At 68.2% G+C, this 23,568-nt stretch carries 26 protein-coding genes; 15 read left to right on the top strand and 11 right to left on the bottom strand.

Annotated features, from left to right (window positions below):
• Positions 1–18: 18 nt before the first annotated feature.
• Genes L1081_RS00500 through L1081_RS00490 form a run of 3 tightly spaced genes read right to left on the bottom strand, consistent with a single transcriptional unit; the run spans position 19 to position 2,528 of the window.
• Positions 19–705 carry a DUF480 domain-containing protein gene (locus L1081_RS00500; protein WP_489414695.1) on the bottom strand — a complete coding sequence of 229 codons (687 nt, stop codon included), beginning with the start codon at positions 703–705 and terminating at the stop codon, positions 19–21.
• A 46-nt stretch (positions 706–751) separates the two neighbouring features.
• Complete coding sequence (locus L1081_RS00495; RefSeq protein WP_489414694.1) at positions 752–1,468, bottom strand: phosphodiester glycosidase family protein; 717 nt, start codon at positions 1,466–1,468, stop codon at positions 752–754.
• A gap of 28 nt (positions 1,469–1,496) precedes the next feature.
• Complete coding sequence (locus tag L1081_RS00490) at positions 1,497–2,528, bottom strand: isocitrate/isopropylmalate family dehydrogenase (RefSeq protein WP_489414693.1); 1,032 nt, start codon at positions 2,526–2,528, stop codon at positions 1,497–1,499.
• Positions 2,529–2,780: 252 nt separating this feature from the next.
• Between L1081_RS00490 and metG the strand changes: the two genes are divergently transcribed.
• Positions 2,781–4,877 (top strand): methionine--tRNA ligase, encoded by a 2,097-nt coding sequence (gene metG, locus L1081_RS00485; protein WP_489414692.1) that lies wholly within the window; start codon positions 2,781–2,783, stop codon positions 4,875–4,877.
• Positions 4,878–4,901: 24 nt separating this feature from the next.
• On the opposite strand, the gene L1081_RS00480 is transcribed toward metG, so the two are convergent.
• Positions 4,902–5,573 carry a GntR family transcriptional regulator gene (locus L1081_RS00480; RefSeq protein WP_369663398.1) on the bottom strand — a complete coding sequence of 224 codons (672 nt, stop codon included), beginning with the start codon at positions 5,571–5,573 and terminating at the stop codon, positions 4,902–4,904.
• Between the two features lie 58 nt (positions 5,574–5,631).
• Between L1081_RS00480 and L1081_RS00475 the strand changes: the two genes are divergently transcribed.
• From L1081_RS00475 to L1081_RS00455, 5 genes are all read left to right on the top strand, one after another.
• Entirely contained in the window at positions 5,632–6,387 is a 756-nt protein-coding gene (locus L1081_RS00475; protein WP_489414691.1) for an enoyl-CoA hydratase-related protein, read from the top strand.
• Between the two features lie 44 nt (positions 6,388–6,431).
• The gene (locus L1081_RS00470; protein ID WP_489414690.1) at positions 6,432–7,406 is read left to right on the top strand and encodes a tripartite tricarboxylate transporter substrate-binding protein; all 975 of its coding nucleotides are present in this window, start codon (positions 6,432–6,434) and stop codon (positions 7,404–7,406) included.
• On the top strand, positions 7,403–8,575 hold the full coding sequence (locus L1081_RS00465) for a CoA transferase (protein ID WP_489414689.1): 1,173 nt from the start codon (positions 7,403–7,405) through the stop codon (positions 8,573–8,575). Before L1081_RS00470 ends, L1081_RS00465 begins: the two co-directional genes overlap by 4 nt.
• 23 nt (positions 8,576–8,598) lie before the next feature.
• Complete coding sequence (locus tag L1081_RS00460; RefSeq protein WP_489414688.1) at positions 8,599–8,823, top strand: hypothetical protein; 225 nt, start codon at positions 8,599–8,601, stop codon at positions 8,821–8,823.
• 70 nt (positions 8,824–8,893) lie between these two features.
• Complete coding sequence (locus L1081_RS00455; RefSeq protein ID WP_489414687.1) at positions 8,894–10,567, top strand: SulP family inorganic anion transporter; 1,674 nt, start codon at positions 8,894–8,896, stop codon at positions 10,565–10,567.
• Here the strand turns inward: L1081_RS00455 and L1081_RS00450 are convergent.
• Positions 10,564–11,046, bottom strand: coding sequence for an outer membrane protein assembly factor BamE (locus L1081_RS00450; protein ID WP_489416841.1), 483 nt, complete (start codon positions 11,044–11,046; stop codon positions 10,564–10,566). The genes L1081_RS00455 and L1081_RS00450 overlap by 4 nt on opposite strands.
• Positions 11,047–11,115: 69 nt before the next feature.
• On the opposite strand from L1081_RS00450, the gene L1081_RS00445 reads away from it, so the two are divergent.
• The 7 genes from L1081_RS00445 to L1081_RS00415 all read left to right on the top strand — a co-directional run bounded on the left by L1081_RS00445 (position 11,116) and on the right by L1081_RS00415 (position 16,667).
• Positions 11,116–11,322 carry a DUF3460 family protein gene (locus L1081_RS00445; protein ID WP_489414686.1) on the top strand — a complete coding sequence of 69 codons (207 nt, stop codon included), beginning with the start codon at positions 11,116–11,118 and terminating at the stop codon, positions 11,320–11,322.
• A gap of 68 nt (positions 11,323–11,390) precedes the next feature.
• Positions 11,391–12,227, top strand: a complete 837-nt coding sequence (locus tag L1081_RS00440; protein WP_412511685.1) for a segregation and condensation protein A — start codon at positions 11,391–11,393, stop codon at positions 12,225–12,227.
• A 29-nt stretch (positions 12,228–12,256) separates the two neighbouring features.
• Positions 12,257–13,828 carry an L-aspartate oxidase gene (gene nadB / locus L1081_RS00435; RefSeq protein WP_489414685.1) on the top strand — a complete coding sequence of 524 codons (1,572 nt, stop codon included), beginning with the start codon at positions 12,257–12,259 and terminating at the stop codon, positions 13,826–13,828.
• Positions 13,829–13,902: 74 nt separating this feature from the next.
• Positions 13,903–14,796 carry a 3-methyl-2-oxobutanoate hydroxymethyltransferase gene (gene panB / locus L1081_RS00430; protein ID WP_489414684.1) on the top strand — a complete coding sequence of 298 codons (894 nt, stop codon included), beginning with the start codon at positions 13,903–13,905 and terminating at the stop codon, positions 14,794–14,796.
• A 16-nt stretch (positions 14,797–14,812) separates the two neighbouring features.
• Positions 14,813–15,652, top strand: coding sequence for a pantoate--beta-alanine ligase (panC, locus tag L1081_RS00425; protein ID WP_489414683.1), 840 nt, complete (start codon positions 14,813–14,815; stop codon positions 15,650–15,652).
• Positions 15,649–16,287 (top strand): 7-carboxy-7-deazaguanine synthase, encoded by a 639-nt coding sequence (queE, locus tag L1081_RS00420; RefSeq protein ID WP_489414682.1) that lies wholly within the window; start codon positions 15,649–15,651, stop codon positions 16,285–16,287. The genes panC and queE overlap by 4 nt, the downstream gene beginning before the upstream one ends.
• 17 nt (positions 16,288–16,304) lie before the next feature.
• Complete coding sequence (locus L1081_RS00415) at positions 16,305–16,667, top strand: 6-carboxytetrahydropterin synthase (RefSeq protein ID WP_489414681.1); 363 nt, start codon at positions 16,305–16,307, stop codon at positions 16,665–16,667.
• Between the two features lie 129 nt (positions 16,668–16,796).
• Here the strand turns inward: L1081_RS00415 and nadA are convergent, their stop codons facing one another.
• From nadA to L1081_RS00385, 6 genes are all read right to left on the bottom strand, one after another.
• Entirely contained in the window at positions 16,797–17,921 is a 1,125-nt protein-coding gene (gene nadA / locus L1081_RS00410; protein ID WP_489414680.1) for a quinolinate synthase NadA, read from the bottom strand.
• An 8-nt stretch (positions 17,922–17,929) separates the two neighbouring features.
• On the bottom strand, positions 17,930–18,808 hold the full coding sequence (gene nadC / locus L1081_RS00405; protein WP_489414679.1) for a carboxylating nicotinate-nucleotide diphosphorylase: 879 nt from the start codon (positions 18,806–18,808) through the stop codon (positions 17,930–17,932).
• A 62-nt stretch (positions 18,809–18,870) separates the two neighbouring features.
• On the bottom strand, positions 18,871–19,884 hold the full coding sequence (locus L1081_RS00400; protein ID WP_489414678.1) for an NAD(P)H-dependent glycerol-3-phosphate dehydrogenase: 1,014 nt from the start codon (positions 19,882–19,884) through the stop codon (positions 18,871–18,873).
• A gap of 24 nt (positions 19,885–19,908) precedes the next feature.
• A complete protein-coding gene (secB, locus tag L1081_RS00395) occupies positions 19,909–20,373 on the bottom strand; it encodes a protein-export chaperone SecB (protein WP_015866874.1) in 465 nt (154 codons plus the stop codon).
• 128 nt (positions 20,374–20,501) lie between these two features.
• Positions 20,502–20,762 (bottom strand): glutaredoxin 3, encoded by a 261-nt coding sequence (gene grxC, locus L1081_RS00390; RefSeq protein WP_015866875.1) that lies wholly within the window; start codon positions 20,760–20,762, stop codon positions 20,502–20,504.
• 20 nt (positions 20,763–20,782) lie between these two features.
• Positions 20,783–21,166, bottom strand: coding sequence for a rhodanese-like domain-containing protein (locus L1081_RS00385; protein WP_405549461.1), 384 nt, complete (start codon positions 21,164–21,166; stop codon positions 20,783–20,785).
• 105 nt (positions 21,167–21,271) lie between these two features.
• On the opposite strand from L1081_RS00385, the gene gpmA reads away from it, so the two are divergent.
• Together gpmA and ctpA are read left to right on the top strand one after the other, a co-directional pair.
• Positions 21,272–22,015, top strand: a complete 744-nt coding sequence (gpmA, locus tag L1081_RS00380; RefSeq protein WP_489414677.1) for a 2,3-diphosphoglycerate-dependent phosphoglycerate mutase — start codon at positions 21,272–21,274, stop codon at positions 22,013–22,015.
• 104 nt (positions 22,016–22,119) lie between these two features.
• Positions 22,120–23,562, top strand: a complete 1,443-nt coding sequence (gene ctpA / locus L1081_RS00375; protein WP_489416840.1) for a carboxyl-terminal processing protease CtpA — start codon at positions 22,120–22,122, stop codon at positions 23,560–23,562.
• Positions 23,563–23,568: the final 6 nt, after the last annotated feature.

Raw genomic sequence — 23,568 nt, 5'->3', positions numbered from 1 at the left:
TAGATCGCCATCTACCCGCTACCCCGCCTCGGAAATCCCGAGCTCCGAGCACACCCGCCCCACCAGCGCCTTCAGCGACGCGAGTTCGGCCTCGAGCCGCGCCACGTTGGCCTTGAGCGCGGCCACCTCGCCGAGCGATGCATCGTGCGATGCATGCGCCCCCTCGGACGATGCGCCGCCCGGCCCGGCCAGCTCTTCCGCCGGCGCGCCGCTCAACAGGTGCGCCCAGCGGCTTTCGCGCGCACCCGGCAGGCGCGCGAGCTTGACCACCAGCGCGCCGGCCGGGCGCTCGGCGAGCTCGTCGAGAAAACCCTCGACCGACGAGATGTCCGCGAAGTTGTGCATGCGGTCGCAGGCGATGCGCAGTTCGCCCGCCGTTTGCGGGCCGCGCAGCATCAGCACCGTGAGCAGGATCACCGACTGCGACGGAATGCGCAGCACGCGGTCGATGTTGTGCTCGTAGCGGAACGCCCGGCCGCCGCTGGTTTCGGCCACCAGGCTGTAGCCCTTCAAGCTGTCGATGGCGGCCTGTACCTGGGCCTCGCTCAGTTCGAGCACCGGATTGCGGCTGGTCTTCTGGTTGCAGCCGGACACCAGCGAATTGAGCGTCAGCGGATAGCTGTCGGGCACGGTGCGCTGCTTCTCGGCCAGCACGCCGAGCACGCGGGTTTCGACGAGCGAAAGAATGGGAAGGGCCTGGGTCATTGCGGAAGGAATCCTGAATGAAAACGCTGGCGGAAGGGCCGCTTGTTCACGGCACCGCCACGCCGAGTATCGGTCCCAGCTCCCTGGTGAAGTCGCTGCGCCGCAGCGCGAGCGAATGCAGCGCGGAGACGGTGCCGTCGAGATAGAGCGCGTCGCGGCAACGCAGCACGTCACGAAAGTAGAGCGCGAACTCGTAAAAGTTCACCGGCTGCTCGCTGATCACGAAGATTGCCGTGTGGCCCGATACGCCCACGCCGTTGCGGATCTTGCGCGAATCGGAATCCGGAATGAAGGCGGGATGCACCACGCCGCGGCGCAGCAGCAGCGGGCCCGACTGGGTCGCCAGCCGGACGCCCCTGGACAGCGCCGGGTACTCCGACGACTCGACCACGCGCGGCCGCCCCTCGTCCGACACCAGGAACACGCCGTTCGGCCTGAGGAAGAAGTTGCCCGTGCCGGCCGCCAGGTTGAGCGGCGCCACCTCCTGCCCCTCCTGCACCAGCAGGCCGACGGGGGAAAAATCGGCGTGGTACATGCCGGCGTTCATCGCGAACACGAGTTGCCGGTTGCGCGCGGCGAGCCAGGCTTCGAGGCGGTCGAGGCGCTTGAACTCGATGCCCGTGTCGTCGCGCAGGAACAGTTCGAGCCGTTCCCGGCGCAGATCGATCTTCACGACGGTATAGCGCGGTTCGGCGGCTGCCGCGGAGGCCAGGCTGGCCGCGCCGGCCACGCACAGGGCCAGCAGGAGCAGCAGTTTTCTCATCGAACCCCGCAGCCGCGGCGCACCTGCATCAGCCGTTCTGGATGCGGCTGACCAGCGCCTTGGTGAACGCCGCCGTGCCAGCGCTGCCGCCGAGGTCGCCGGTGCGCACCTTGTCGAGGTTGAGCGTGTCGTCGATGGCCTTGCGCAGGCGCGTGGCCATCTCGGGCAGCCCGACGTGCTCGAGCATCAGCGCGGCGGCCAGCAGCAGTGCCGTGGGGTTGGCGATGCCCTTGCCGGCGATGTCGGGCGCCGAGCCGTGCACGGCCTCGAAGATCGCCGCATCGGCGCCGATGTTGGCGCCGGGCGCCATGCCCAGGCCGCCCACCAGGCCTGCCACCAGGTCGGACAGGATGTCGCCGAACAGGTTGGTCGTCACCAGCATGTCGAACTGCCACGGATTGAGCACCAGCTTCATCGCGCAGGCGTCGACGATGATGGTGTCGAGCTCGAACTTGCCCTTGTACTTTTCTTCGTAGAGCCGCAGGCCCGTCTCCAGGAACAGGCCTGTCAGCACCTTCATGATGTTGGCCTTGTGCACCAGCGTGACCTTCTTGCGGCCGGCGGCAATGGCGGTCTCGAAGGCGTATTCGAGCAGGCGCAGGCACCCCTGGCGCGTGTTGATGCCGGTGGCCATGCCGACGGCATGCGGATCGCCGTCGATGCGCACATAGTGCTCGTGGCCGATGTACAGGCCTTCGAGGTTCTCGCGCACGACCATCAGGTCGATCTTGTCGAAGCGGCCGCCCGGAATGATGGTGCGCGCGGGGCGCAGGTTGGCGTAGAGCTGGAACTCCTCGCGCAGCCGCACGTTCGACGAGCGGTAGCCGCCGCCCGAGGGCGTCTCGAGCGGGCCCTTGAGGGCCAGGCGGGTGCGGCGGATGCTGTCCAGCGTGGCCTGCGGCAGCGGATCGCCCGAGGCCTGCACGCCGCCAAGGCCGGCGATCTGGCGGTCCCACTCGAAGGGCGCCTTCAGCGCATCGAGCGCGGCCAGGGTGGCGTCGACGATCTCGGGGCCGATGCCATCGCCGGGAATCAGGGTTGCGGGAATGGGGGTGGTCATCGGAAACTCGCTTTCTGTATATCCATCTTGTATATCTCTTCGCCCTATCAGCAGAGAGCGTTCGCGAAACGCGCGGCATGGAGCATACGTCGCGCCGGAGACACCCCGGCGCCTTGCGGGTCACTGGTCCGCCCGGCGCGGCAAAACCGCCGATGCAGGCGCCCGGATCGCCGGCATTCGGCATGGTGCGGTGCTGCCACCTAAAATGCCCGGTTCCCGCAAGTCCGCCACTCCCCGAAAGCGCCCTCCCCGATGTCCGCCCCGCGCAAGCTCTTCGTCACCACCGCCCTGCCGTATGCCAACGGCAAGTTCCATATCGGCCACATGATGGAATACATCCAGGCCGACATCTGGGTGCGGAACCAGCGAATGAATGGCGCCGAGGTCAACTTCGTCTGCGCCGACGACGCGCACGGCGCGGCCATCACCATCGCGGCCGACAAGGCCGGCGTGACGCCACAAGCCTTCGTGGCCGAGATCGCCGCGGGCCGCAAGCCATATCTCGACGGCTACTACATATCGTTCGACAACTGGCACTCGACCGACGCGCCCGAGAACCACCAGCTCGCGCAGGACATCTACCGCGACCTGCGCGCCAACGGCCTGATCGAAACCAAGAGCGTCGAGCAGTTCTACGACCCCGCCAAGGGCATGTTCCTGGCCGACCGCTTCATCAAGGGCGAATGCCCCAACTGCCATTCGAAGGACCAGTACGGCGACAACTGCGAGGTGTGCGGCGCCGTGTACGCGCCCACCGAGTTGATCAACCCCTACTCGGCGCTGTCGGGCGCCAAGCCCGAGCTGCGCAGTTCCGACCACTTCTTCTTCAAGCTCTCGGACCCGCGCTGCGAGGCCTACCTGAAGGAATGGACCGCCGCGCCCGGCCACGTGCAGTCCGAGGTACAGAACAAGATCCGCGAATGGCTCTACAAGGACGACGAAGGCAAGGGCGGCCTCGGCGACTGGGACATCAGCCGCGACGCGCCCTACTTCGGCATCGAGATTCCCGATGCGCCGGGCAAGTACTTCTACGTGTGGCTCGATGCGCCCGTGGGCTACCTGGCATCGCTGAAGAACCTGCTCGACAAGCGCTGCATCGAGCTCGGCGGCGACGGCATCTCGTACACCGAGTACATGGCCGACCCCGACCTGGAACAGGTGCACTTCATCGGCAAGGACATCATCACCTTCCACACCCTCTTCTGGCCCGCGATGCTGCACTTCAGCGGCCGCAAGGCGCCCGATGCGGTGTACGTGCACGGCCACCTCACGGTCAGCGGCGAGAAGATGAGCAAGAGCCGCGGCACCGGCATCGACCCGCTCCGGTACCTGTCGATCGGCCTGGATCCCGAATGGCTGCGCTACTACATCGCGGCCAAGCTCAACGGCCGCAACGAGGACATCGACTTCAACCCCGAGGACTTCGTGGCGCGCGTCAACAGCGACCTCGTGGGCAAGTACATCAACATCGCGAGCCGCGCGGCGGGCTTCATCGGCAAGCGCTTCGGCGGCAAGCTGGGCGAGGTGTCGGCCGATGGCGACGCACTGCTGTTCGCGCTGCGCGATGCGGCGCCGCAGCTGCATTCGCTCTACGACGGCCGCGACTACGCCCGCGCGCTGCGCGAGGTGATGGCGCTGGCCGACAAGGTGAACGAGTTCGTCGACCAGAACAAGCCCTGGGAACTGGCCAAGAAGGAAGGCCAGGAAGCGCGGCTGCACGACGTGTGCACCGTATGCATCGAGGCCTTCCGCCTGCTCACGCTGTACCTGAAGCCGGTGCTGCCGGCGCTCGCCACCAATGTCGAGGCCTTCCTCAGGATCGAGCCGCTCGCCTGGGCCGACGCCGCGCAGTCGCTGCCGGCCGGCCACGCGATCGGCGAATACAAGCACCTGATGCAGCGCGCCGATGCCAAGATCGTCGACAAGCTGTTCGAACCCGCCGAGCCCGCGCCCGCGCCCGCCGTGGAAACGGCGACCGATGCGCTGCCGGGCGGCGAAGCCATCGCGCCCGCCATCACCATCGACGACTTCGCGAAGATCGACCTGCGCATCGCAAAGATCGTCGCCTGCGAGAAGGTCGAAGGCTCGACCAAGCTGCTGCGCCTCACGCTCGACGCGGGCGAGGGAAAGACCCGCAACGTGTTCAGCGGCATCGCCTCGGCCTACCAGCCCGAGCAGCTCGTGGGCAAGCTCACGGTGCTGGTCGCCAACCTGGCGCCGCGCAAGATGAAGTTCGGCCTCAGCGAAGGCATGGTGCTGGCCGCGAGCCATGGCGACGAAAAGGCCAACCCCGGCATCCACGTGCTCGAGCCCTGGCCGGGCGCGACGCCGGGCATGCGCGTTCGCTGAGAAACAAAGGCTGAGGCTGGTTCGCTAGCCGAGCTTGTTGACCAACACCAGGTCGGCAAACACCTTGCCGCCCACCGAGATGTGGTCGCGCATCGCCTCCGCGGCGTTGTCCGCGTGGCCCTTCAGGATCCACTCCACCACCCGCTCGTGCTCGCGCTGCGATGCGGCCAGGCGTCCGGGCTTCTCGAACATCCGCCCGCGGTAGGCCGCGATGCGCAGGCGCACGGTCTGCGCCTGCTCGACGATGAACGGGTTGCCGCTCGCGCGGTAGATCACGTCGTGCAGCGCGGCATTGGCGAGCTGGTAGCCCTCCGCGTCGTCTGCCTGCGCACGGGCGGCCGTGCCTTCGAGCGCGCGCTGCAGTTCGATGCGCAGCGCCGGCCCGATGCGCAGCGCCGCCAGCCGCGCCAGCACCCCTTCGAGTTCGCCAAGCGCTTCCATCATGGCGACGAGTTCGTTGGCGCGCAGCTGGCGCACGTAGATGCCGGTGCGCGGAACGATGTCGACCAGCCCGCGCGCGCTCAGCAGCAGCAAGGCCTCGCGTACCGGCGTGCGCGAGATGTTGAAGCTCGCGGCCAGCGCCTTTTCGTCGATCGGCATGCCGGGCGACAGCGTGCCGTCCAGGATGTCTTTTTCAAGCCGGCCGCGGATCTGGTCCTGCAGGCTGCTGGCGTCGAGGGTTTTCGCGGGTTGCATGGGTGCGTGGATATTAGCTAACCTTGTAGATATATCAATTGATCTCTTTGGTACATCAATGCTTCCCACCCTCCAAATCGACGGCCACGTCGCCTACCTCACGCTTCGCCGTCCGCAGGCCGCCAACAAGCTGACGCCGGAAGACCTGCCGGCCATCGTCGGCCACCTGGAGACGGTGAACGGCTCGCCCGGCGTGCTGGTGCTGGTGGTCCGCTCGGAGGGCAAGTACTTCTGCAGCGGCTACGATATATCAGAGGTCGCCGCCAGCAGCCAGACCGAGGGCCGCAGCTTCGGCGAGATGGTCGATGCGCTGGAAAACTGCCGCGCCGTCACGATTGCGGCGGTGCATGGCGGCGTGTTTGGCGGCGCCACCGACCTGGTGCTGGCCTGCGACTTCCGCGTGGGCGTGCGCGCTGCCGAAATGTTCATGCCCGCGGCCCGGCTCGGCCTCCACTACTACCAGAGCGGCATGGAGCGCTATGTCTCGCGGCTCGGGCTGGACACGGCCAAGCGGCTCTTCCTGACGGCCGAGAAGCTCGACGGCAGCGCGATGCGCGAATGCGGATTCCTCACGCAACTGGTCGACGACGCGGCAGCGCTCGACGCCGAAGTGCTGCGCCTGCGCACCACGCTCGCCGGCATGGCACCGCTCGCGCTCCTGGGCATGAAGAAGCACCTGAACCAGATCGCGCGCGGCACGGCCGATGCCGCCTCGATCCAGCGCGAGGTGCAGCGCACCGTCGCATCCGAAGACCTGGCCGAGGGCGGCCGCGCCTGGCGCGAGAAGCGCCCGCCAGTCTTCAAGGGCCGCTGAGCGCGGCCCTCCCCGGCGCCCCGACAAGACACAGGAGACAACGCATGAAAAAAGAAATCCGGGCCGTTTCGCTCGCGGCCGTGGCATGGCTCGCCTCGGCCGGCGCGCTCGCGGACAGCTACCCCTCGCGCCCGATCACGCTGGTGGTGGGTTTCCCCGCCGGCGGCGGCGCCGACGCGGTGGCGCGCATCGTGAGCGACAAGCTGGCCAAGATCCTCGGGCAGCCGATCGTCATCGACAACAAGCCCGGCGCGGGCACCACCATCGCGTCGGACCAAGTCGCGCGCGCGGTGCCCGACGGCTACACGCTGCTGCTGGGCAGCGGCAATCTCTACGGCAGCGACAAGCTGCTCTACAAGGCCGTGAAGTACGACGGCGCCAGGAGCTTCGTCCCCATCTCGCGCTGGAGCTCCGCGCCGATGCTGCTCGCGGTCAACAAGGACGTGAGTGCGCAGAACGTGCAGGCGCTCATCGCCCAGGCACGGCACAGCCCGGGCAAGCTGGCCTATTCGTCGTCGGGCACCGGCGTGGTGACGCACCTGGCGGGCCTGTCGTTCGAGAAGGCCGCCGGCGTGACCATGCTGCACGTGCCGTACAAGGGCGGTGCGCCGTCGATCCAGGCCGTGGCCGCCGGCGACGTGCAGCTGACCTTCGGCACGCCGCCCTCGGTGCTGCCGATGGCGCAGGGCCAGAAGCTGCGCGTGCTGGCCGTCACCTCGGGCCAGCGCTCACCGCTCTTTCCCGACGTGCCGAGCGTCGCCGAGGCCGGCGTGAAGGGCTACGACTTCACCTTCTGGTTCGGCCTGTTCGCACCGGCCGGCCTGCCGCCCGAGTTGGCGCAGAAGCTGTTCGACGCCAGCGTGGCGGCGCTCACCGATCCCGAGGTGAAGGCGCGGCTCGAGAAATCGGGCAACGAGGCAGCGCCCTCGAAGTCGCTGGCCGAGTTCCGCACTTGGGCGCTGGCCGAGGGCGCAAAATCGAAGGAACTCACCGAGCGCTCCGGCGCGACCGTCGAATGACGCCGGCCGCACCGCAAGGATCGCCAGGCGGCCCGCTGCAGGGCTTCACCGTCATCGACCTGACGCGCGTGCTTGCGGGGCCCTATTGCACGCTGCTGCTCGCCGACCTGGGCGCGCGCGTGATCAAGGTGGAGCAACCGGGCCTGGGCGACGACGCGCGGCAGATCGGCCCCTTCGTCGACGGCGACTCGGCCTACTTCATGTCGGTCAACCGCAACAAGGAATCGATCGCGCTGGACCTGAAGGCGCCGGCCGACCGCGCCGTCTTCGAGCAGCTGCTGGCCACGGCCGACGTGCTGGTCGAGAACTTCCGGCCCGGCACGATGGAGAAGCTCGGCTACGACTGGCCCGCGCTGCATGCGCGCTTTCCACGGCTGGTGTTCACCTCGGTCTCGGGCTTCGGCCAGACCGGCCCCTACAGCCGGCGCCCCGCCTACGACATGGTGGTGCAGGCGATGGGCGGCATCATGAGCCTGACCGGCCACCCGGGCGCGCCGCCGACGCGCGTGGGGGTGTCGATCGGCGACCTGGGCGCCGGCCTGTACGCGGCCATCGGCACGCAGGCCGCGCTGTTGCAGCGCGGGCGCACCGGCCTGGGCGACCGCGTGGACGTGGCGATGCTCGACTGCCAGGTCGCGCTGCTGGAGAACGCGATTTCGCGCATGGAAGCGGATGGGCGCGCGCCAGGGCCGATCGGCTCGCGGCATCCGTCGATCACGCCGTTCGACGTGTTCCGCGCGGCCGACGGCTGGTTCGTGATCGCGGCGGGCAACGATGCGCTGTTCCAGCGCCTGTGCGCGGCGCTCGAACTGCCGGCGCTGCCCGCGGATGCGCGCTTTGCCACCAACCCCGAGCGCTGCCGGCACCACGAGGCGCTGAAGCAGTTGCTGGAGCAGCGCCTGGCCGCGGCGCCCTGCGCGCACTGGCAGGCGCTGCTGATGCAGCACAACATTCCCACGGGCGGCTACAACGACGTGGCCGCGGTGGTGAACGACCCGCAGGTGCAGGCGCGCGAGATGCTGGTGCAGGTCCGCACGCAGGGCGGCCGGCCGCTCACGGTGGCGGGCAATCCGGTGCACGTGGGCGCACACCGCACGCAGGTGGCCAGGCAGCCGCCGCGGCTGGACCAGGACCGCGAGGCCATCCTGGCGGGGTTGGCGCGGCAGTGAGCGCACGGGTGCAAAATCCGCGCATGCAAAGCCCTCGCCCCCGCTTCCGACCTTTCGTTCCCGCGGCCCTCGGCCTCGCCGGCGCCCTGCTGCTGGGCGGCTGCGCCGTGGTCACCGTCGCCAGCACCGCCGTGGGCGTGGGCGCCGGTGCGGTCGGCCTCGCGGCCGATGCCGCCATCGGCACCGCGCGCATCACCGGCAAGGCCGTGGGCGCGGCCGCCGACGCGGTGATTCCCGACAGCGACTGAGCCGGCGGCGCCTCGGCGCTGCCCGCAAGCCTTCCTGCGCGCGCAGCGCGCGGGTCACAATGGGTGCCACATGCAGTCACCGCTGAACATCACCCGCTTCCGCCCGCGCCTGCTGGACGCCATGGCGAGCTACAGCCGGGAGCGCTTCTTCAAGGACCTGGGAGCCGGCGCCACGGTGGGCATCGTGGCGCTGCCGCTGGCCATGGCCTTTGCCATCGCCTCCGGGCTCAAGCCCGAGGCCGGCATCTGGACGGCGATCATCGCGGGCTTCCTGATCTCGCTGCTGGGTGGCTCGGCGGTGCAGATCGGCGGGCCGGCCGGCGCGTTCATCGTGATCGTCTACGGCATCGTCGAACGCTATGGCGTGGCCAACCTGCTGATTTCCACCGCCTGCGCCGGCGTGCTGCTGTTCGCGGCGGGGCTGTTCGGGCTCGGCCGGCTGGTGCGCTTCGTGCCGCTGTCGATCGTGGTCGGGTTCACCAACGGCATCGCGGTGCTCATCCTGCTGTCGCAGCTCAAGGACCTGCTCGGGCTTACGGTCGCCAAGATGCCGGCGGACGTGTTCTCGCAACTGCATGCCATGGCGCTGCAGATCGGCACCTTCAATCCCTATGCCTTTGCGCTCGGGCTGGCATGCCTGGGCGGCCTGGTGATCTGGCCGCTGCTGCTGAGCGACGAATCGAAGGTGGGCCATGCGGTGCAGCGCCTGGCCGGGCGCATGGCGCGCACGCGCGCGGTGCAGGTGGGCGCGCGCATGCCGGGGCCGATCGTGGCGCTGGTCACGCTCACGCTGGTGTCATGGGGCTTCGAGCTGCCGGTGGAAACCATCGGCACGCGCTTCGGTGGCATTCCCGAAGGCCTGCCGGGCTTTGCGCTGCCCGACTTTTCATGGGAAACGGTCAAGCAGCTGGTCACGCCGACGCTGACCATCGCGCTGCTCGGCGCGATCGAGTCGCTGCTGTGCGCTCGCGTGTCCGACCAGCTCAGCGGCCAGCCGCGCCACGATCCGAACCAGGAGCTGATGGCGCAAGGCATCGCCAACGTGGTGACGCCCTTCTTCGGCGGCATGCCGGCCACCGGCACCATCGCGCGCACCGTGACCAATATCCGCTCGGGCGGCAGTTCGCCGATCGCGGGCATCGTGCATGCGCTCACGCTGATGGTGGTGGTGCTGCTGGCCGCGCCGCTCGCGCGCCACGTGCCGCTCGCGGTGCTGGCGGGCATCCTGGTTTTCGTGGGCCTGAACATGGGCGAATGGCGCGAGTTCACGCCGGGGCAGCTGCGCCACTTCAGCCGCCACTACCGGCTGCTGATGCTCGGCACCTTCTTTCTCACGGTGGTGTTCGACCTGACGGTGGCGGTGCAGGTGGGCATCGTGCTGGCCTGTGCGCTCTTCATCCGGCGCATGAGCGGGCTGTTCAGCGTCGAGCTGGTCACGATGCAGCCGCCGGTGCTCACCTACCGGCTCTATGGGGCGCTGTTCTTCGGGGCGGCAGCCAAGCTGGACGAGGCCGTCAACGCAGCCGAAAGCGCACCGCGCGGCATGACAGTGGTGCTCGACGCCACGCACCTCATCTACCTGGACGCCACGGGCGTCGATGCGCTGCGCCAGCTGCACCGCGCGGTGCTGGCGCGCGGGGGGCTGCTGCGGGTGGAGTCGCTGCAGCCGCAGCCGCTCGAGGTGATCGTGCGTTCGGGGTTTGCCGACGAGCTGACGAGCGGCCAGCCGCACGCGGCGGACTAGGAGCCGGAGTTCGCCTCGGTGCTCCGATCGGGCGAAGAGCCGCTGCGCACCACGCGCTGGTCGTCGTTCAGCGTGGCGGTGAACACCATGGGCGAATTCGGCGGCTGGACCCAGCGCCACTCCCACTCGGTTTCGCGCTTGAGCGCATAGGGCGTGATCTTCGCGGGCTTGCCGAGCATCTTGCGCAAGTCTTCCATCATCATGCCCGGCTGCACCCTGGCGAAGTTCTCGGGCGTCAGCACCTGGCGCAGCGCGCTCATCTTGCCGTCGGCGCCGATGGTGATCATGTAGTTCTTCTGGCCCTGCGGCTGGCGGTTGTACTCGAACACGCGGCCGTTCGGTGCGTCCCAGATGTTCTCGGGCTGGCCGAACCTGGCGCGCACATCGGCTTCGGTGGAGACGCCCTCCTCCAGTTCGCTGATGCGCTGGTTGTCGCAGCCCGCAAGCCCGACCACACCCGCCAGCAGTGCCGCCGCCATGCCGATCCGCCACTGTTTTCGCTGCTTCATTCCATCCCCGGTAAAATTCGCGCCACAAAGGTCCAGTCTATGTCCATCTTCCGCCGCCCCCACTACACCTCCGAGATCACCAACTTCATCGAGGAGATGAAAGCCAAGAAGCCGACGCTGGAAGCCGAACAGCGTGCCGGCCGCGCCCTGCTCTGGGACAAGCACCTCGACCGCGGCCTGCTCGAGGAGTACAGCGAAGCCCGCGTGCCGCAGCAGCCGTACGTCTACCAGACCCAAGTGAAGTAATGGTGCCCAGCCGGCATCCATCGTTTGCCGCCGTCGTGCGCAGCTATTGAAATGATAGCAAGCACCCGATGAAGGACAACGAGGACAGCGACACGCTCGTGGCCAGCATGCCCGAAGTGGTCGACCAGGTCGCGCTCGCCAGGCTCTATGGCGAGCCGTTGTTCGCGATGCCGAAGGACCTGTACATCCCGCCGGAGGCGCTGCAGGTCTTTCTCGAGGCCTTCGAGGGCCCGCTCGATTTGCTGCTCTACCTGATCAGGAAGCAGAACTTCAACATCCTCGACATCCCGATGGCGGGGCTCACGCGGCAGTACCTGAGCTACGTCGACGAGATCCGCCAGACCAACCTGGAGCTCGCGGCCGAATACCTGCTGATGGCCGCGATGCTGATCGAGATCAAGTCGCGCATGCTGCTGCCGCCCAAGAAGGTGGCCGACGGCGAAGAGGCCGAAGACCCGCGCGCCGAGCTCGTGCGCCGCCTGCTCGAGTACGAGCAGACCAAGCTGCAGGCCGCCGCCATCAGCGCGCTGCCGACCTACGGGCGCGACTTCTGGAAGGGACAGGTCTACATCGAGCAGTCGCTCAAGCCGCGCTTTCCCGACGTGAACGTGATCGAGCTGCGCGACGCCTGGGCCGACATCATGAAGCGCGCCAAGCTCGTGCAGCACCACAAGATCTCGCGCGAGGAGCTCAACGTGCGCGAGCACATGAGCATCGTGCTGCGCCACCTGCAGGGGCAGCGCTTCGTCGAGTTCGAGAAGCTGTTCGACGTGACGCGCGGCGCGCCGGTGCTGATCGTCACCTTCATCGCGATGCTCGAACTCGCGAAGGAAACGCTGATCGACATCACGCAGGCCGAAGCCTTCGCGCCGATCTACGTGCGGCTGGCGTACTCGCCAGCCTGAGCCTCTCCCCTACTTTCAAGAATTCCGCCGTGCACGACTTCGACGTCCTCATCGTCGGCAGCGGCCTCGCAGGCCTCTCCGCCGCGCTGCACCTGGCGCCCACGCACCGCGTGGCCGTGTTGACCAAGCGCGCGCTGAACGACGGTTCCAGCGCCTGGGCGCAGGGCGGCATCGCGGCCGTGCTGGCCGCGGGCGACAGCTTCAACGCCCATGTGGAAGACACGCTGATTGCCGGCGCCGGCCTCTGCGACCCCGAGGCCACGCGCTTCGTCGTCGAGGGTGCGCCGCAGGCCATCGGCTGGCTGCGCGAACTCGGCGTGCCGTTCTCGGAGGAAGGCGGCGGCCTGCACCTGACGCGCGAAGGCGGCCACAGCCAGCGCCGCATCGTGCACGTGACCGACGCCACCGGCGCGGCCGTGCAGCGGACGCTGATCGAGCAGGTGCGCCGCACGCCCAGCATCTCGCTCTTCGAGCACCACACGCTGGTCGACCTCGTCACCGGTGACAAGCTGGGCCTGAAGGACCCCGCCTGCGTGGGCCTCTATGCGCTCGACGACGAAACCGACGAAGTGCTGACCTTCCGTGCGCCGCACACCATCCTGGCCACCGGCGGCGCGGGCAAGGTGTATCTCTACACCACCAACCCCGACACCGCCACCGGCGACGGCATTGCCGCAGCCTGGCGCGCGGGCTGCCGGGTGTCGAACATGGAATTCATCCAGTTCCACCCGACCTGCCTCTACCACCCGCATGCCAAGTCCTTCCTGATCAGCGAGGCGGTGCGCGGCGAAGGCGGGCTGCTCAAGTTGCCCGATGGAACGCGCTTCATGCCCAGGCACGACGAGCGCGCCGAACTCGCGCCGCGCGACGTAGTGGCGCGCGCCATCGACTTCGAGATGAAGAAGCACGGGCTGGACTGCGTGTATCTGGACATCTCGCACCAGCCGCCGGCGTTTCTCCAGGAACACTTCCCCAACATCCTCGCGCGCTGCGCCGAGCTGGGCATCGACATCACACGCGAGCCCATTCCCGTGGTGCCGGCCGCGCACTACACCTGCGGCGGCGTGCTGAGCGATCTGGCCGGACGCACCGACCTGCCCGGCCTCTACGCCATCGGCGAGACCGCCTGCACCGGGCTACATGGCGCCAACCGCCTCGCGAGCAATTCGCTGGTCGAATGCATGGTGTTCGCGCGCGCCGCGGCCGCCGCCATTGCCACGGCACCGGCGCGCGAGCGCATCGAGCTGCCGGCCTGGGACGAAAGCCGGGTCACCGATGCCGACGAGGCCGTGGTCATCTCCCACAACTGGGACGAGCTGCGCCGCTTCATGTGGGACTACGTCGGCATCGTGCGCACGAACAAGCGCCTGGAGCGCGCGAGCCACCGCATCGCACTGCTGCAGGCCGAAATCCAGGAGTTCTACGCGAACTTCCACGTCACGCGCGACCTGCTCGAACTGCGCAACCTGGTGCAGGTGGCCGAGCTGATCGTGCGCTCCGCGCAGGCCCGCCACGAAAGCCGCGGCCTGCATTTCAGCCGCGACTATCCCTCGCTCGCCGAGCCGACCGCACCGACCGTGCTGGTGCCCTCGGCGGACTGAAACCCACCCGCTTTTCACGTTTTTCTTCATTCAAGGATGCCCGGCCACCGACGCCCGCAGGGAGAAACCCAACCATGTCGAACACCACCACCCCGCAGCCGGAAACCACGCCAGCCTCGCCCTACGGCACGCTGCCGCCGGCCTCGCTGCCCGCCTCGCGCAAGCCCCTGAGCCTGCCGCGCCTGGCCGACATGCATGCGCGCGGCGAGAAGATCACCATGCTCACCGCCTACGACGCCACCTTTGCGGCCATGGCCGATGCGGCCGGCATCGACTGCCTGCTGGTCGGCGATTCGCTCGGCATGGTCTGCCAGGGCCTGAACAGCACCGTGGGCGTGAGCCTGGACACCATGCGCTATCACACCGACAGCGTCTCGCGCGGCCTGCGCCGCGTGCAGGGCACGGCCTGGCTGATTGCCGACCTGCCCTTCGGCAGCTACCAGGAGTCGCGCGAGCAGGCCTTGCGCAGCGCCACGGTGCTGATGCAGGCTGGCGCCCACATGGTCAAGCTCGAAGGCGGCGGCTGGACCACCGAGACGGTGCGCTTCCTGGTCGAGCGCGGGATTCCGGTGTGCGCGCACCTGGGCCTGACGCCGCAGACCGTGCATGCGCTGGGCGGCTACCGCGTGCAGGGCAAGGGCGATGCCGGCGCGCTGCTCAAGCAGCAGGCCCATGCGCTGCAGGACGCGGGCGCGACGATGCTGGTGCTTGAGATGGTGCCGGCCGCGCTGGCCGCCGAGCTCACCGCCGAGCTGAAGCACTGCGCCACCATCGGCATCGGCGCCGGCAAGGGCACCGCCGGCCAGGTGCTGGTGCTGCACGACATGCTGGGCATCAACCTCGGAAAGATGCCGAAGTTCGTGCGCAACTTCATGGCCGATGCGCCGGGCGTGCTGCCCGCCCTCAAAGCCTACGTGCAAGCCGTCAAGGACGGCAGCTTCCCCGACGACCAACTCCACGCCTGGTAAGGAAGGAACCGAGACCATGTACATCGCACACACCATCGACGAGCTGCGCAGCCACCTGGCCGCCTTCGAGCGCCCCGCCTTCGTCCCCACCATGGGCAACCTGCACGACGGCCACCTGGCGCTCGTGAAGCAGGCCAGGCCGCTGGGCGACGTGACGGTGGCCAGCATCTTCGTGAACCGCCTGCAGTTCCTGCCGCACGAGGATTTCGACACCTATCCGCGCACCTGGGACAGCGACTGCGAGAAGCTGCGCACGGCCGGCTGCGACGTGCTCTTTGCGCCCGACGAAAAGGCGCTCTACCCCGAGCCGCAGACCTGCAAGGTGCATCCGGATCCGGCGCTGGCCGACATCCTCGAAGGCCATTTCCGTCCGGGCTTCTTCATTGGCGTGTGCACGGTGGTGATGAAGCTCTTCCAGTGCGTGCAGCCGCGCGTGGCGGTGTTCGGCAAGAAGGACTACCAGCAGCTCATGATGATCCGCCACATGGTGCGGCAGTTCGCGCTGCCCATCGAGATCGTGGGCAGCGAGACCTTCCGCGCCGACGACGGGCTCGCCCTGTCGTCGCGCAACGGCTACCTGAGCGAGGCCGAGCGCGCGGAAGCCGTGCAGCTCTCGAAGGCGCTGAAGGCCATGGCCGAAGCCGTGCAAGCCGGCGAGCGCGACTTGGCCGCGATCGAAGCGCGGGCAATGCAGGCGCTGGCGCAGCGCGGCTGGCAACCGGACTATCTTGTGCTGCGGCGCCGTTCCGACCTGCAGGCGCCCTCGGCTGGCGAGCCGCTGGTGGCACTGGCCGCGGCGCGGCTGGGCGGCACGCGGCTGATCGACAACCTCGAAATCGACGCAATGCCCTCATGACCTACAGCGTCAAGGAAATCTTCTACACCCTGCAGGGCGAAGGCGGCCAGGCCGGCATGCCGGCTGTGTTCTGCCGCTTCGCGGGCTGCAACCTCTGGACCGGCCGCGAGGAAGACCGCGCCACGGCCGTCTGCCGCTTCTGCGACACCGATTTCGTCGGCACCGACGGCACGCTGGGCGGCAAGTTCAGGAACGCCGGACTGCTGGCCGACACCATCGCCGCGCAATGGCCGGCCGACGATGCCGAGCACCGGCTGGTGGTGCTGACCGGCGGCGAACCGCTGCTGCAGGTGGACGCCGCACTGGTCGACGCGCTGCATGCGCGGCGCTTCCGGATCGCGGTGGAGAGCAACGGCACGGTCGCCGCGCCCGAGGGTATCGACTGGCTCTGCATCAGCCCCAAGGCCGGCGCGCCGTGGGTGCAGCAGCGCGGGCAGGAACTCAAGCTCGTGTGGCCTCAGACCGAGTTCGATCTCGACACCATGGCGCGCACCGGCGAGTTCACGCACCGCTTCCTGCAGCCGATGGACGGGCCCGACCGCGTGGCCAACACCGAGCTGTGCATTGCCGAATGCATGCGCCATCCGGCGTGGCGACTCAGCGTGCAGACCCACAAGATCACCGGCATCCGCTGAGCGCGGAGACTTTTCAGATGCGATTCACCATCAGCCAACGCTTTTTCTTCGACGCCGCGCACACGCTCAAGCGCGAGATCGAAGCCGAAGGCAGCCGCCGTATCCACGGCCATACCTACCACGCCGAAGTCTGGCTCGCGGGCCAGCGCGATCCCATCACGGGCATGGTCGTCGACCTGGGGTTGCTGCGCCGCCGGCTGGAAGATGTGCGCGAGCAGCTCGACCATCACCTGCTCGACGACGTGGCGGGGCTGCATCCGCCGACGCTCGAGAACCTGTGCCTGTTCATTGCGGACGCGCTGCCGGAATTCAGGCCCTCGCTCGCGCGGGTGCGCGTGTGGCGCGAGGCGCTGGGGGACAGCTGTACGCTGGAGTTCTAGGTTTTGCTCCCTCCCCTTCCGGGGGAGGGTCGGGGTGGGGGCACGGCGGCCTTCATTCCCACGCAGCCTCGAAAGCGGGGGCAGCCCCCATCCCCGCCTTCCCCCAGCGGGGAAAGGAGCAATACGAGATCAGGCCGCGCCGATGCCTGCAACCAGGCTGCCGGGCGCCTGCCCATTCTTGAGCCCCGCCGTGAACGCCAGCATCCGGTCGATCGGCACCCGGGCGCGCAGCCCCAGCGCCGGGTCGACGTGGATCTCGCCCGCGCCGGTTTCCAGCGCGTTCGCCAGTTCCACGAGCCCGTTCATCGCCATCCACGGGCAATGCGCACAGCTCTTGCAGGTGGCGCCATTGCCGGCCGTGGGCGCCTCGATGAAGGTCTTGCCGGGGTTCAGCGTGCGCAGCTTGTGCAGCATGCCGGTGTCGGTGGCCACGATGAATTCGCTCGCATCCATGCGCCGTGCCGCGTTCAGGATGGCCGAGGTGGAGCCCACCGCGTCCGCCAGCGCGATCACGTCGGCCGGCGACTCGGGATGCACCAGCACCTTGGCGGCCGGATGCGCCTTCTTGAGCAGCTCGAGCTCGAGCGACTTGAACTCGTCATGCACGATGCAGGCGCCGTTCCAGCTCACCATGTCGGCGCCGGTCTGGCGCTGGATGTAGTCGCCCAGGTGGCGGTCGGGGCCCCAGAGGATCTTGCGGCCCTGAGCGTGCAGCGCGCTCACCACGTCGAGCGCGCAGCTCGAGGTGACGAGCCAGTCGGCGCGCGCCTTCACGGCTGCGCTGGTGTTGGCGTAGACCACCACGGTGCGGTCGGGATGCCGGTCGCAGAACGCACTGAACTCATCGACCGGGCAGCCCAGGTCGAGCGAGCAGTTGGCGTCCAGGTCGGGCATCAGCACGCGCTTCTCGGGCGAGAGGATCTTGGCGGTCTCGCCCATGAAGCGCACGCCCGACACCACCAGCGTCTGCGCCGCGTGGTCGCGGCCGAAGCGCGCCATCTCGAGCGAATCGCTCACGATGCCGCCGGTTTCCTCGGCCAGGTCCTGCAGGTCGGGGTGCACGTAGAAGTGCGACACCATCACGGCATTGCGTTCGCGCAGCAGGCGGCGGATGCGTTCCTTGAGCGCGATGCGTTCGCCGGGCGCGGGCTCGGGCGGCACGCGGGCCCAGGCGTGGCGCGTGTCGCAGGCCGCGCCGGCCCCGGCCGCGGGTTGTTCGTAGTCGACGTCGATGACGAAGGAAGGGGCAGCCATGCACGCGCTCAGCCTTCCTGGAAACGCATCGAAAAGTCGATGGCCTTCACGTCCTTGGTGAGCGCACCGACGGAGATGCGGTCCACGCCGGTGTCGGCCAGCGTGCGCAGGCCCTCGAGCGTCACGCCGCCCGAAATTTCGAGCACGGCCTTGCGGCTCTCGCCGGCCTCCGCGTTGATGCGGACGGCTTCGCGCAGGGTCGGCAGGTCCATGTTGTCGAGCAGCACCATGCGCGCGCCCGCCTCCAGCGCCTCGCGCAGCTGCGCCAGGGTTTCGACCTCGACCTCGACGAAGGCCGCGCGCTGCGCCACCGGTGCCACCGCACGCAGCGCCGCGGCCACGCCGCCAGCCGCGGCAATGTGGTTTTCCTTGATGAGCACCGCGTCGTAAAGGCCGATGCGGTGGTTCACGCCGCCGCCCGTGCGCACCGCGTACTTCTGCGCAAGACGCAGGCCCGGCAGGGTCTTGCGGGTGTCGACGATGCTCGCGCGCGTGCCGCGCACCGCGTCGGCGTAGATGGCCGTCTTGGTGGCGACCGCGCTCAGCAGCTGAAGGAAATTGAGCGCGGTGCGCTCGGCCGTCAGCAATGCGCGCGCCGTGCCCTCGATCTCGAGCACGGTCTGGTCGGCCGCGCAGCGCTCGCCCTCGCCGCACAGCCAGCGGATGCGGGCCTGCGGATCGAGCTGCCGCACGGTGGCTTCGACCCAGGGCGCGCCGCAGAGCACGGCCGCCTCGCGCGCCAGCACGCGGGCATGGGCGCGGCGGCCGGGGTCGACCAGCGAGGCGGTCAGGTCGCCGTCGGCCACGTCTTCCTGAAGGGCGCGGGCGGCGTCGGCCTGGGTCAGCGCGGCCACGGCCGGCGCCGAAAAATCAAAGCGAAGGCTCATGGCGGTCTTGTCTCTTCAGTCTTGTGTGTAATTCATGGTCATGGCACGCGACCCGGACGCATCTAGGGTCGCACCGACTCGGGCACCGGATCGCGGCCGGTCAGCGAGGCCACCGCCTCCTGCGGGCTCAGCCGGCCGTCGAGCAGCGCGACCACGCCTTCGGCAATCGGCATTTCCACGCCCAGGCCGCGCGCGCGCTGCACCACGGTGCGCGCGCAATAGACGCCTTCGGCCACATGGCCCAGCGAAGCCACGGCCTGCGCCAGCGTGTGGCCCTGCGCCAGCAGCAGGCCCACCTTGCGGTTGCGCGAGAGGTCGCCGGTGGCCGTCAGCACCAGGTCGCCCAGGCCGGAAAGGCCCATGAAGGTTTCGGCGCGGGCGCCGAGCGCCAGTCCGAAGCGCGTCATTTCGGCCAGGCCCCGCGTGATGAGCGCCGCGCGCGCATTGAGCCCCAGCGCCAGGCCGTCGCAGAGGCCGGTGGCAATGGCCAGCACGTTCTTGACCGCGCCGCCGACTTCCACACCCACGATGTCGTCGTTGGCGTAGACGCGCAGGGCCGGGCCATGGAAGGCATCGACGAGTGCGTCGCGCACCGCGGCATGCGGGCTCGCGGCCACCAGCGCCGTCGGTCGGCCTTCGGCGACTTCCTGCGCAAAACTCGGGCCGCTGAGCACGCCGGCCATCAGTTCAGGGGCGACCTGTCCCCAGATTTCATGGGCCAGCAGGCCGTAGGAAGTGGGAGAAGAAGCATCGAGCGCGGGTTCGACGCCCTTGCACAGCCACGCGACCGGCGCGGTCGTGCCCCGCAAGGCGATGAGCTGCTGGCGCAAGGCGGCCATGGGCGTGGCCACGATGACGAGTTCGGCGCCCGCCTGGGCCTGGTGCAGATCGCCAGCGCGCACCTCGAGTGCGGGCGGCAGCGCCAGGCCAGGCAGGTAGCGGACGTTTTCGCGCGCCCTGGAGATGGCCTCTGCCTGGGCCGCATCGCGCGCCCAGAGCGTGACCTCGTGGCGTCCCGCCGCGTTGACAGCCAGCGCCGTGCCCCAGGCACCGGCGCCATGAACGCAGATCTTCATCGGCGTTGCGGCGCTATGCCGGCTTTACTGCGTGACGATCGGCGAGGGCTGGCCGGCGGCCTGCGCCTGCTGCTGCTCATACATCGCCTGGAAGTTGATTTCCGCCAGGTGCACGGGCGGGAAGCCGCCGCGCTGGATCACGTCCGCCACGTTGCCGCGCAGGTACGGATAGACGATCTGCGGGCAGGCGATGCCCAGGATCGGACCCATCTGGTCTTCGGGCAGGTTGCGGATCTCGAAGATGCCGGCCTGCTTGGCTTCGACCAGGAACACGGTCTTGTCCTGGATCTTGGTCTGCACGGTGGCCGACACGGTGATCTCGAAGATGCCTTCGGCCACCGGCTGGGCGTCCACGCCAAGCTGGATGTCGACCGTGGGCTGCTCCTGCTCGAGCAGGATGGCGGGCGAATTGGGCTGTTCGAGCGACAGGTCCTTGAGGTAGACGCGCTGGATCTGGAAAACGGGATCTTGGGCTTGCTGGTCGGCCATGGCTGAACTTTCGAGGATCAAAACAATGCCCGCCGGGGAGAGGTTCCCGCAGCGGGCTGCAGATGAATGAGCAGGCGATTATCGCCCCGCGGCCGGACCACTTCCGTGACGCCCGGCTGCTTTGTGTTTCAGGCGCCCTGCAAGAGCGGAACCAGCCCGCCGCGGCCGTCCAGCGCCACCAGGTCGTCGCAGCCGCCCACGTGGGTGTCGCCGATGAAGATCTGCGGCACCGTGCGGCGCTGGGTGATCTCCATCATCGTGCTGCGGGCCGCGGGATCGCTGTCGATGCGAATTTCTTCGATCTCCTCGACACCCTTGGACTTGAGGATCTGCTTGGCGCGAACGCAATACGGGCAGAAGGCGGTGGTGTACATCTTGACGGCTTGCATACGCTGTACCTTGGGAAGACTCAGGCTTTTTCAACCGGCAGGTTAGCCTCTTTCCAGGCCTTCAGGCCGCCGGAAACCGCTTGGGCCTGCTCGTAGCCGAGTTTCTTGGCCATGGCCACGGCGCGCTGGGCGCGGGCGCCGGTGGCGCACACCAGCAGCAGCGGCACGCTCTTGTTCTTGACCGCGCCGGTCAGTTTTTCCTCGAGCTGGTTCAGGGGCACGTTCTTGGCGCCGATCATGTGGCCGGTGGCGAACTCTTCGGGTTCGCGCACGTCGACCAGCACCGCGCGTTCCCGGTTGATAAGCTGCACCGCCCCCTGGGCCGTGAGCGTGCCGCCGCCGGCGCCGCGCACGAGCGGCCAGGCCAGCATGCCACCCGAGCTGAGTGCGATCAGGATCAGCATCCAGTTCGCGGTGACGAATTCGATCAATTTCACGGGGGTTCCTTGGATGGCAAACCCGGGATTTTAGAATGCTGGTTTTCCCAAGCGCTGCCAAAGGCTTCCCACATGCACAAACTGGTACTGATCCGCCATGGCGAATCGACCTGGAATCTCGAAAACCGCTTCACCGGCTGGACCGACGTCGACCTCACCGAAACCGGCATCGAACAGGCCAAGCAGGCCGGCCGGCTGCTCAAGGCCGAGGGCTACGACTTCGACGTGGCCTACACCAGCGTGCTCAAGCGCGCCACCCGCACGCTCTGGCACACGCTGGACGAGCTCGACCGCACCTGGCTGCCCGTGGTGCATTCGTGGCGCCTGAACGAGCGCCACTATGGCGGCCTGCAGGGGCTGAACAAGGCCGAAACCGCCAAGAAGTACGGTGACGAGCAGGTGCTGGTCTGGCGCCGCAGCTACAGCACCCCGCCGCCGCCGCTGGAAGCCGACGATCCGCGTAGCGAACGCTCCGACGTGCGCTACGCCAAGCTGTCGCCCGATCAGATCCCGCTGACCGAGTGCCTGAAGGACACGGTGGCGCGCGTGCTGCCGTTCTGGAACGAGTCGATGGCGCCGGCCATTCGCACCGGGCGCCGCCTGGTGGTGGCGGCGCACGGCAACTCGATCCGCGCGCTGGTCAAGTACCTCGACGGCATCTCCGACGACGCCATCGTCGGCCTGAACATCCCGAACGGCATTCCGCTGGTCTACGAGCTCGACGACGAGCTCAAGCCGCTGCGGCACTACTACCTCGGCGACGCCGCGGCCGCCGAAAAGGCCGCCGCAGCGGTGGCCTCGCAGGGCAAGGGCTGAAAAAAGAAAGCCCCTCGGCGGCGCTCCCCCGTGGAACCCCGGCAGGCAATTTGCTTCCAAGCTGTGTATATTGGTTCGACAGCCGACAAGGACAATCACTCATGATGGGTCAGAAACTGAAGATTACCGGCTGGGTTGCCGCCGGCGCCGTTGCCGGCGTCTTGACCACCGTCTCGTTGCAGACGGTTGCACGCGGTTCGCTTGCACCGCTCCCGCTCGAAGAATTGCAGCAGCTCGCCGCGGTGTTCGGCATGGTCAAGAGTGACTATGTCGAGCCGGTCGACGAGAAAAAGCTCATTTCCGACGCCATCTCGGGGATGGTGGCCGGGCTCGACCCGCATTCCCAGTACTTCGACAAGAAGTCCTTCAAGGAATTCAGGGAAGGCACCACCGGCCGCTTCGTCGGCGTGGGCATCGAGATTTCCCAGGAAGACGGGCTCATCAAGGTGGTGTCGCCGATCGAGGGCTCGCCGGCCTTCCGCGCGGGCCTGAAGCCCAACGACCTGATCACCAAGATCGACGACACGGCCGTGCGCGGCCTGTCGCTCAACGAAGCCGTCAAGCGCATGCGCGGCGAGGCCAACACCAAGGTGCTGCTGACCATCTTCCGCAAGGACGAAAGCCGCACCTTCCCGGTCACGATCACGCGCGAGGAAATCCGTACCCAGTCGGTGCGCGGCAAGGTCATGGAGCCGGGCTACGGCTGGATCCGGCTGTCGCAGTTCCAGGAGCGCACGGTCGACGACTTCGTGAAGAAGGTCGAGGACATCTACAAGGAAGAGCCCAACCTCAAGGGCCTGGTGCTCGACCTGCGCAACGACCCGGGCGGCCTGCTCGACGCGGCCGTCGCCATCTCGGCCGCCTTCCTGCCCGAGAACGTCACCGTGGTTTCGACCGACGGCCAGCTGGCCGAGAGCAAGTCCGTCTACAAGGCGGCGCCCGAGTTCTACCAGCGCCGCTCCGGCAACGATCCGCTGCGCAACCTGCCCGCGGCCCTCAAGAACGTGCCGCTGGTGGTGCTGGTGAACGAAGGTTCGGCCTCCGCGAGCGAGATCGTGGCCGGTGCGCTGCAGGACCACAAGCGCGCCACCGTCATGGGCAGCCAGACCTTCGGCAAGGGCTCGGTGCAGACGGTGCGCCCGCTCGGACCGGACACGGGCCTGAAGATCACCACGGCGCGCTACTACACGCCGAGCGGCACCTCGATCCAGGCCAAGGGCATCGTGCCCAACGTGCTGATCGACGAAAGCGCCGAGGGCAGCCCCTTCGCCGCCCTGCGCATGCGCGAGGCCGACCTCGAAAAGCACCTGGCGAGCGGCCAGGGCCCCGAAACGAAGGATCCGGAACGCGAAAAGGCCCGCGACGAAGCCCGCAAGCGCCTCGAGGAAGAAGCCAAGAAGCCGCCGCAGGATCGCAAGGTGCCCGAATTCGGCACCGACAAGGACTTCCCGCTGATGCAGGCGCTCAACCGCCTCAAGGGCCAGCCGGTGCTCGTGAGCAAGACGCAGGTCATCGTCGACAACAAGGAAGAGAAGAAAGAAAACTGAAGCCAC

This window comes from Variovorax sp. MSC1_012 (genome assembly GCF_023667525.1).
Lineage (GTDB): Bacteria > Pseudomonadota > Gammaproteobacteria > Burkholderiales > Burkholderiaceae_C > Variovorax > Variovorax beijingensis_B.
The sequence above is the reverse complement of the archived record's forward strand: the minus strand, read 5'-3'. Positions and strand labels throughout refer to the sequence as shown.

Coding starts and splice junctions, on each gene's coding strand:
- L1081_RS00460 (WP_489414688.1), top strand. CDS start 8,599: ATGCAAAGCCCTCGCCCCCGCTTCCGACCTTTCGTTCCCGCGGCCCTC.
- L1081_RS00440 (WP_412511685.1), top strand. CDS start 11,391: ATGAAGGACAACGAGGACAGCGACACGCTCGTGGCCAGCATGCCCGAA.
- ctpA (WP_489416840.1), top strand. CDS start 22,120: ATGGGTCAGAAACTGAAGATTACCGGCTGGGTTGCCGCCGGCGCCGTT.
- L1081_RS00495 (WP_489414694.1), bottom strand. CDS start 1,468: ATGAGAAAACTGCTGCTCCTGCTGGCCCTGTGCGTGGCCGGCGCGGCC.
- L1081_RS00500 (WP_489414695.1), bottom strand. CDS start 705: ATGACCCAGGCCCTTCCCATTCTTTCGCTCGTCGAAACCCGCGTGCTC.
- panC (WP_489414683.1), top strand. CDS start 14,813: ATGTACATCGCACACACCATCGACGAGCTGCGCAGCCACCTGGCCGCC.
- metG (WP_489414692.1), top strand. CDS start 2,781: ATGTCCGCCCCGCGCAAGCTCTTCGTCACCACCGCCCTGCCGTATGCC.
- nadC (WP_489414679.1), bottom strand. CDS start 18,808: ATGAGCCTTCGCTTTGATTTTTCGGCGCCGGCCGTGGCCGCGCTGACC.
- L1081_RS00450 (WP_489416841.1), bottom strand. CDS start 11,046: ATGGCGGCGGCACTGCTGGCGGGTGTGGTCGGGCTTGCGGGCTGCGAC.
- secB (WP_015866874.1), bottom strand. CDS start 20,373: ATGGCCGACCAGCAAGCCCAAGATCCCGTTTTCCAGATCCAGCGCGTC.
- L1081_RS00455 (WP_489414687.1), top strand. CDS start 8,894: ATGCAGTCACCGCTGAACATCACCCGCTTCCGCCCGCGCCTGCTGGAC.
- L1081_RS00470 (WP_489414690.1), top strand. CDS start 6,432: ATGAAAAAAGAAATCCGGGCCGTTTCGCTCGCGGCCGTGGCATGGCTC.
- L1081_RS00475 (WP_489414691.1), top strand. CDS start 5,632: ATGCTTCCCACCCTCCAAATCGACGGCCACGTCGCCTACCTCACGCTT.
- L1081_RS00385 (WP_405549461.1), bottom strand. CDS start 21,166: ATGCTGATCCTGATCGCACTCAGCTCGGGTGGCATGCTGGCCTGGCCG.
- L1081_RS00400 (WP_489414678.1), bottom strand. CDS start 19,884: ATGAAGATCTGCGTTCATGGCGCCGGTGCCTGGGGCACGGCGCTGGCT.
- gpmA (WP_489414677.1), top strand. CDS start 21,272: ATGCACAAACTGGTACTGATCCGCCATGGCGAATCGACCTGGAATCTC.
- queE (WP_489414682.1), top strand. CDS start 15,649: ATGACCTACAGCGTCAAGGAAATCTTCTACACCCTGCAGGGCGAAGGC.
- L1081_RS00480 (WP_369663398.1), bottom strand. CDS start 5,573: ATGCAACCCGCGAAAACCCTCGACGCCAGCAGCCTGCAGGACCAGATC.
- L1081_RS00415 (WP_489414681.1), top strand. CDS start 16,305: ATGCGATTCACCATCAGCCAACGCTTTTTCTTCGACGCCGCGCACACG.
- nadA (WP_489414680.1), bottom strand. CDS start 17,921: ATGGCTGCCCCTTCCTTCGTCATCGACGTCGACTACGAACAACCCGCG.
- grxC (WP_015866875.1), bottom strand. CDS start 20,762: ATGCAAGCCGTCAAGATGTACACCACCGCCTTCTGCCCGTATTGCGTT.
- L1081_RS00445 (WP_489414686.1), top strand. CDS start 11,116: ATGTCCATCTTCCGCCGCCCCCACTACACCTCCGAGATCACCAACTTC.
- panB (WP_489414684.1), top strand. CDS start 13,903: ATGTCGAACACCACCACCCCGCAGCCGGAAACCACGCCAGCCTCGCCC.
- L1081_RS00490 (WP_489414693.1), bottom strand. CDS start 2,528: ATGACCACCCCCATTCCCGCAACCCTGATTCCCGGCGATGGCATCGGC.
- L1081_RS00465 (WP_489414689.1), top strand. CDS start 7,403: ATGACGCCGGCCGCACCGCAAGGATCGCCAGGCGGCCCGCTGCAGGGC.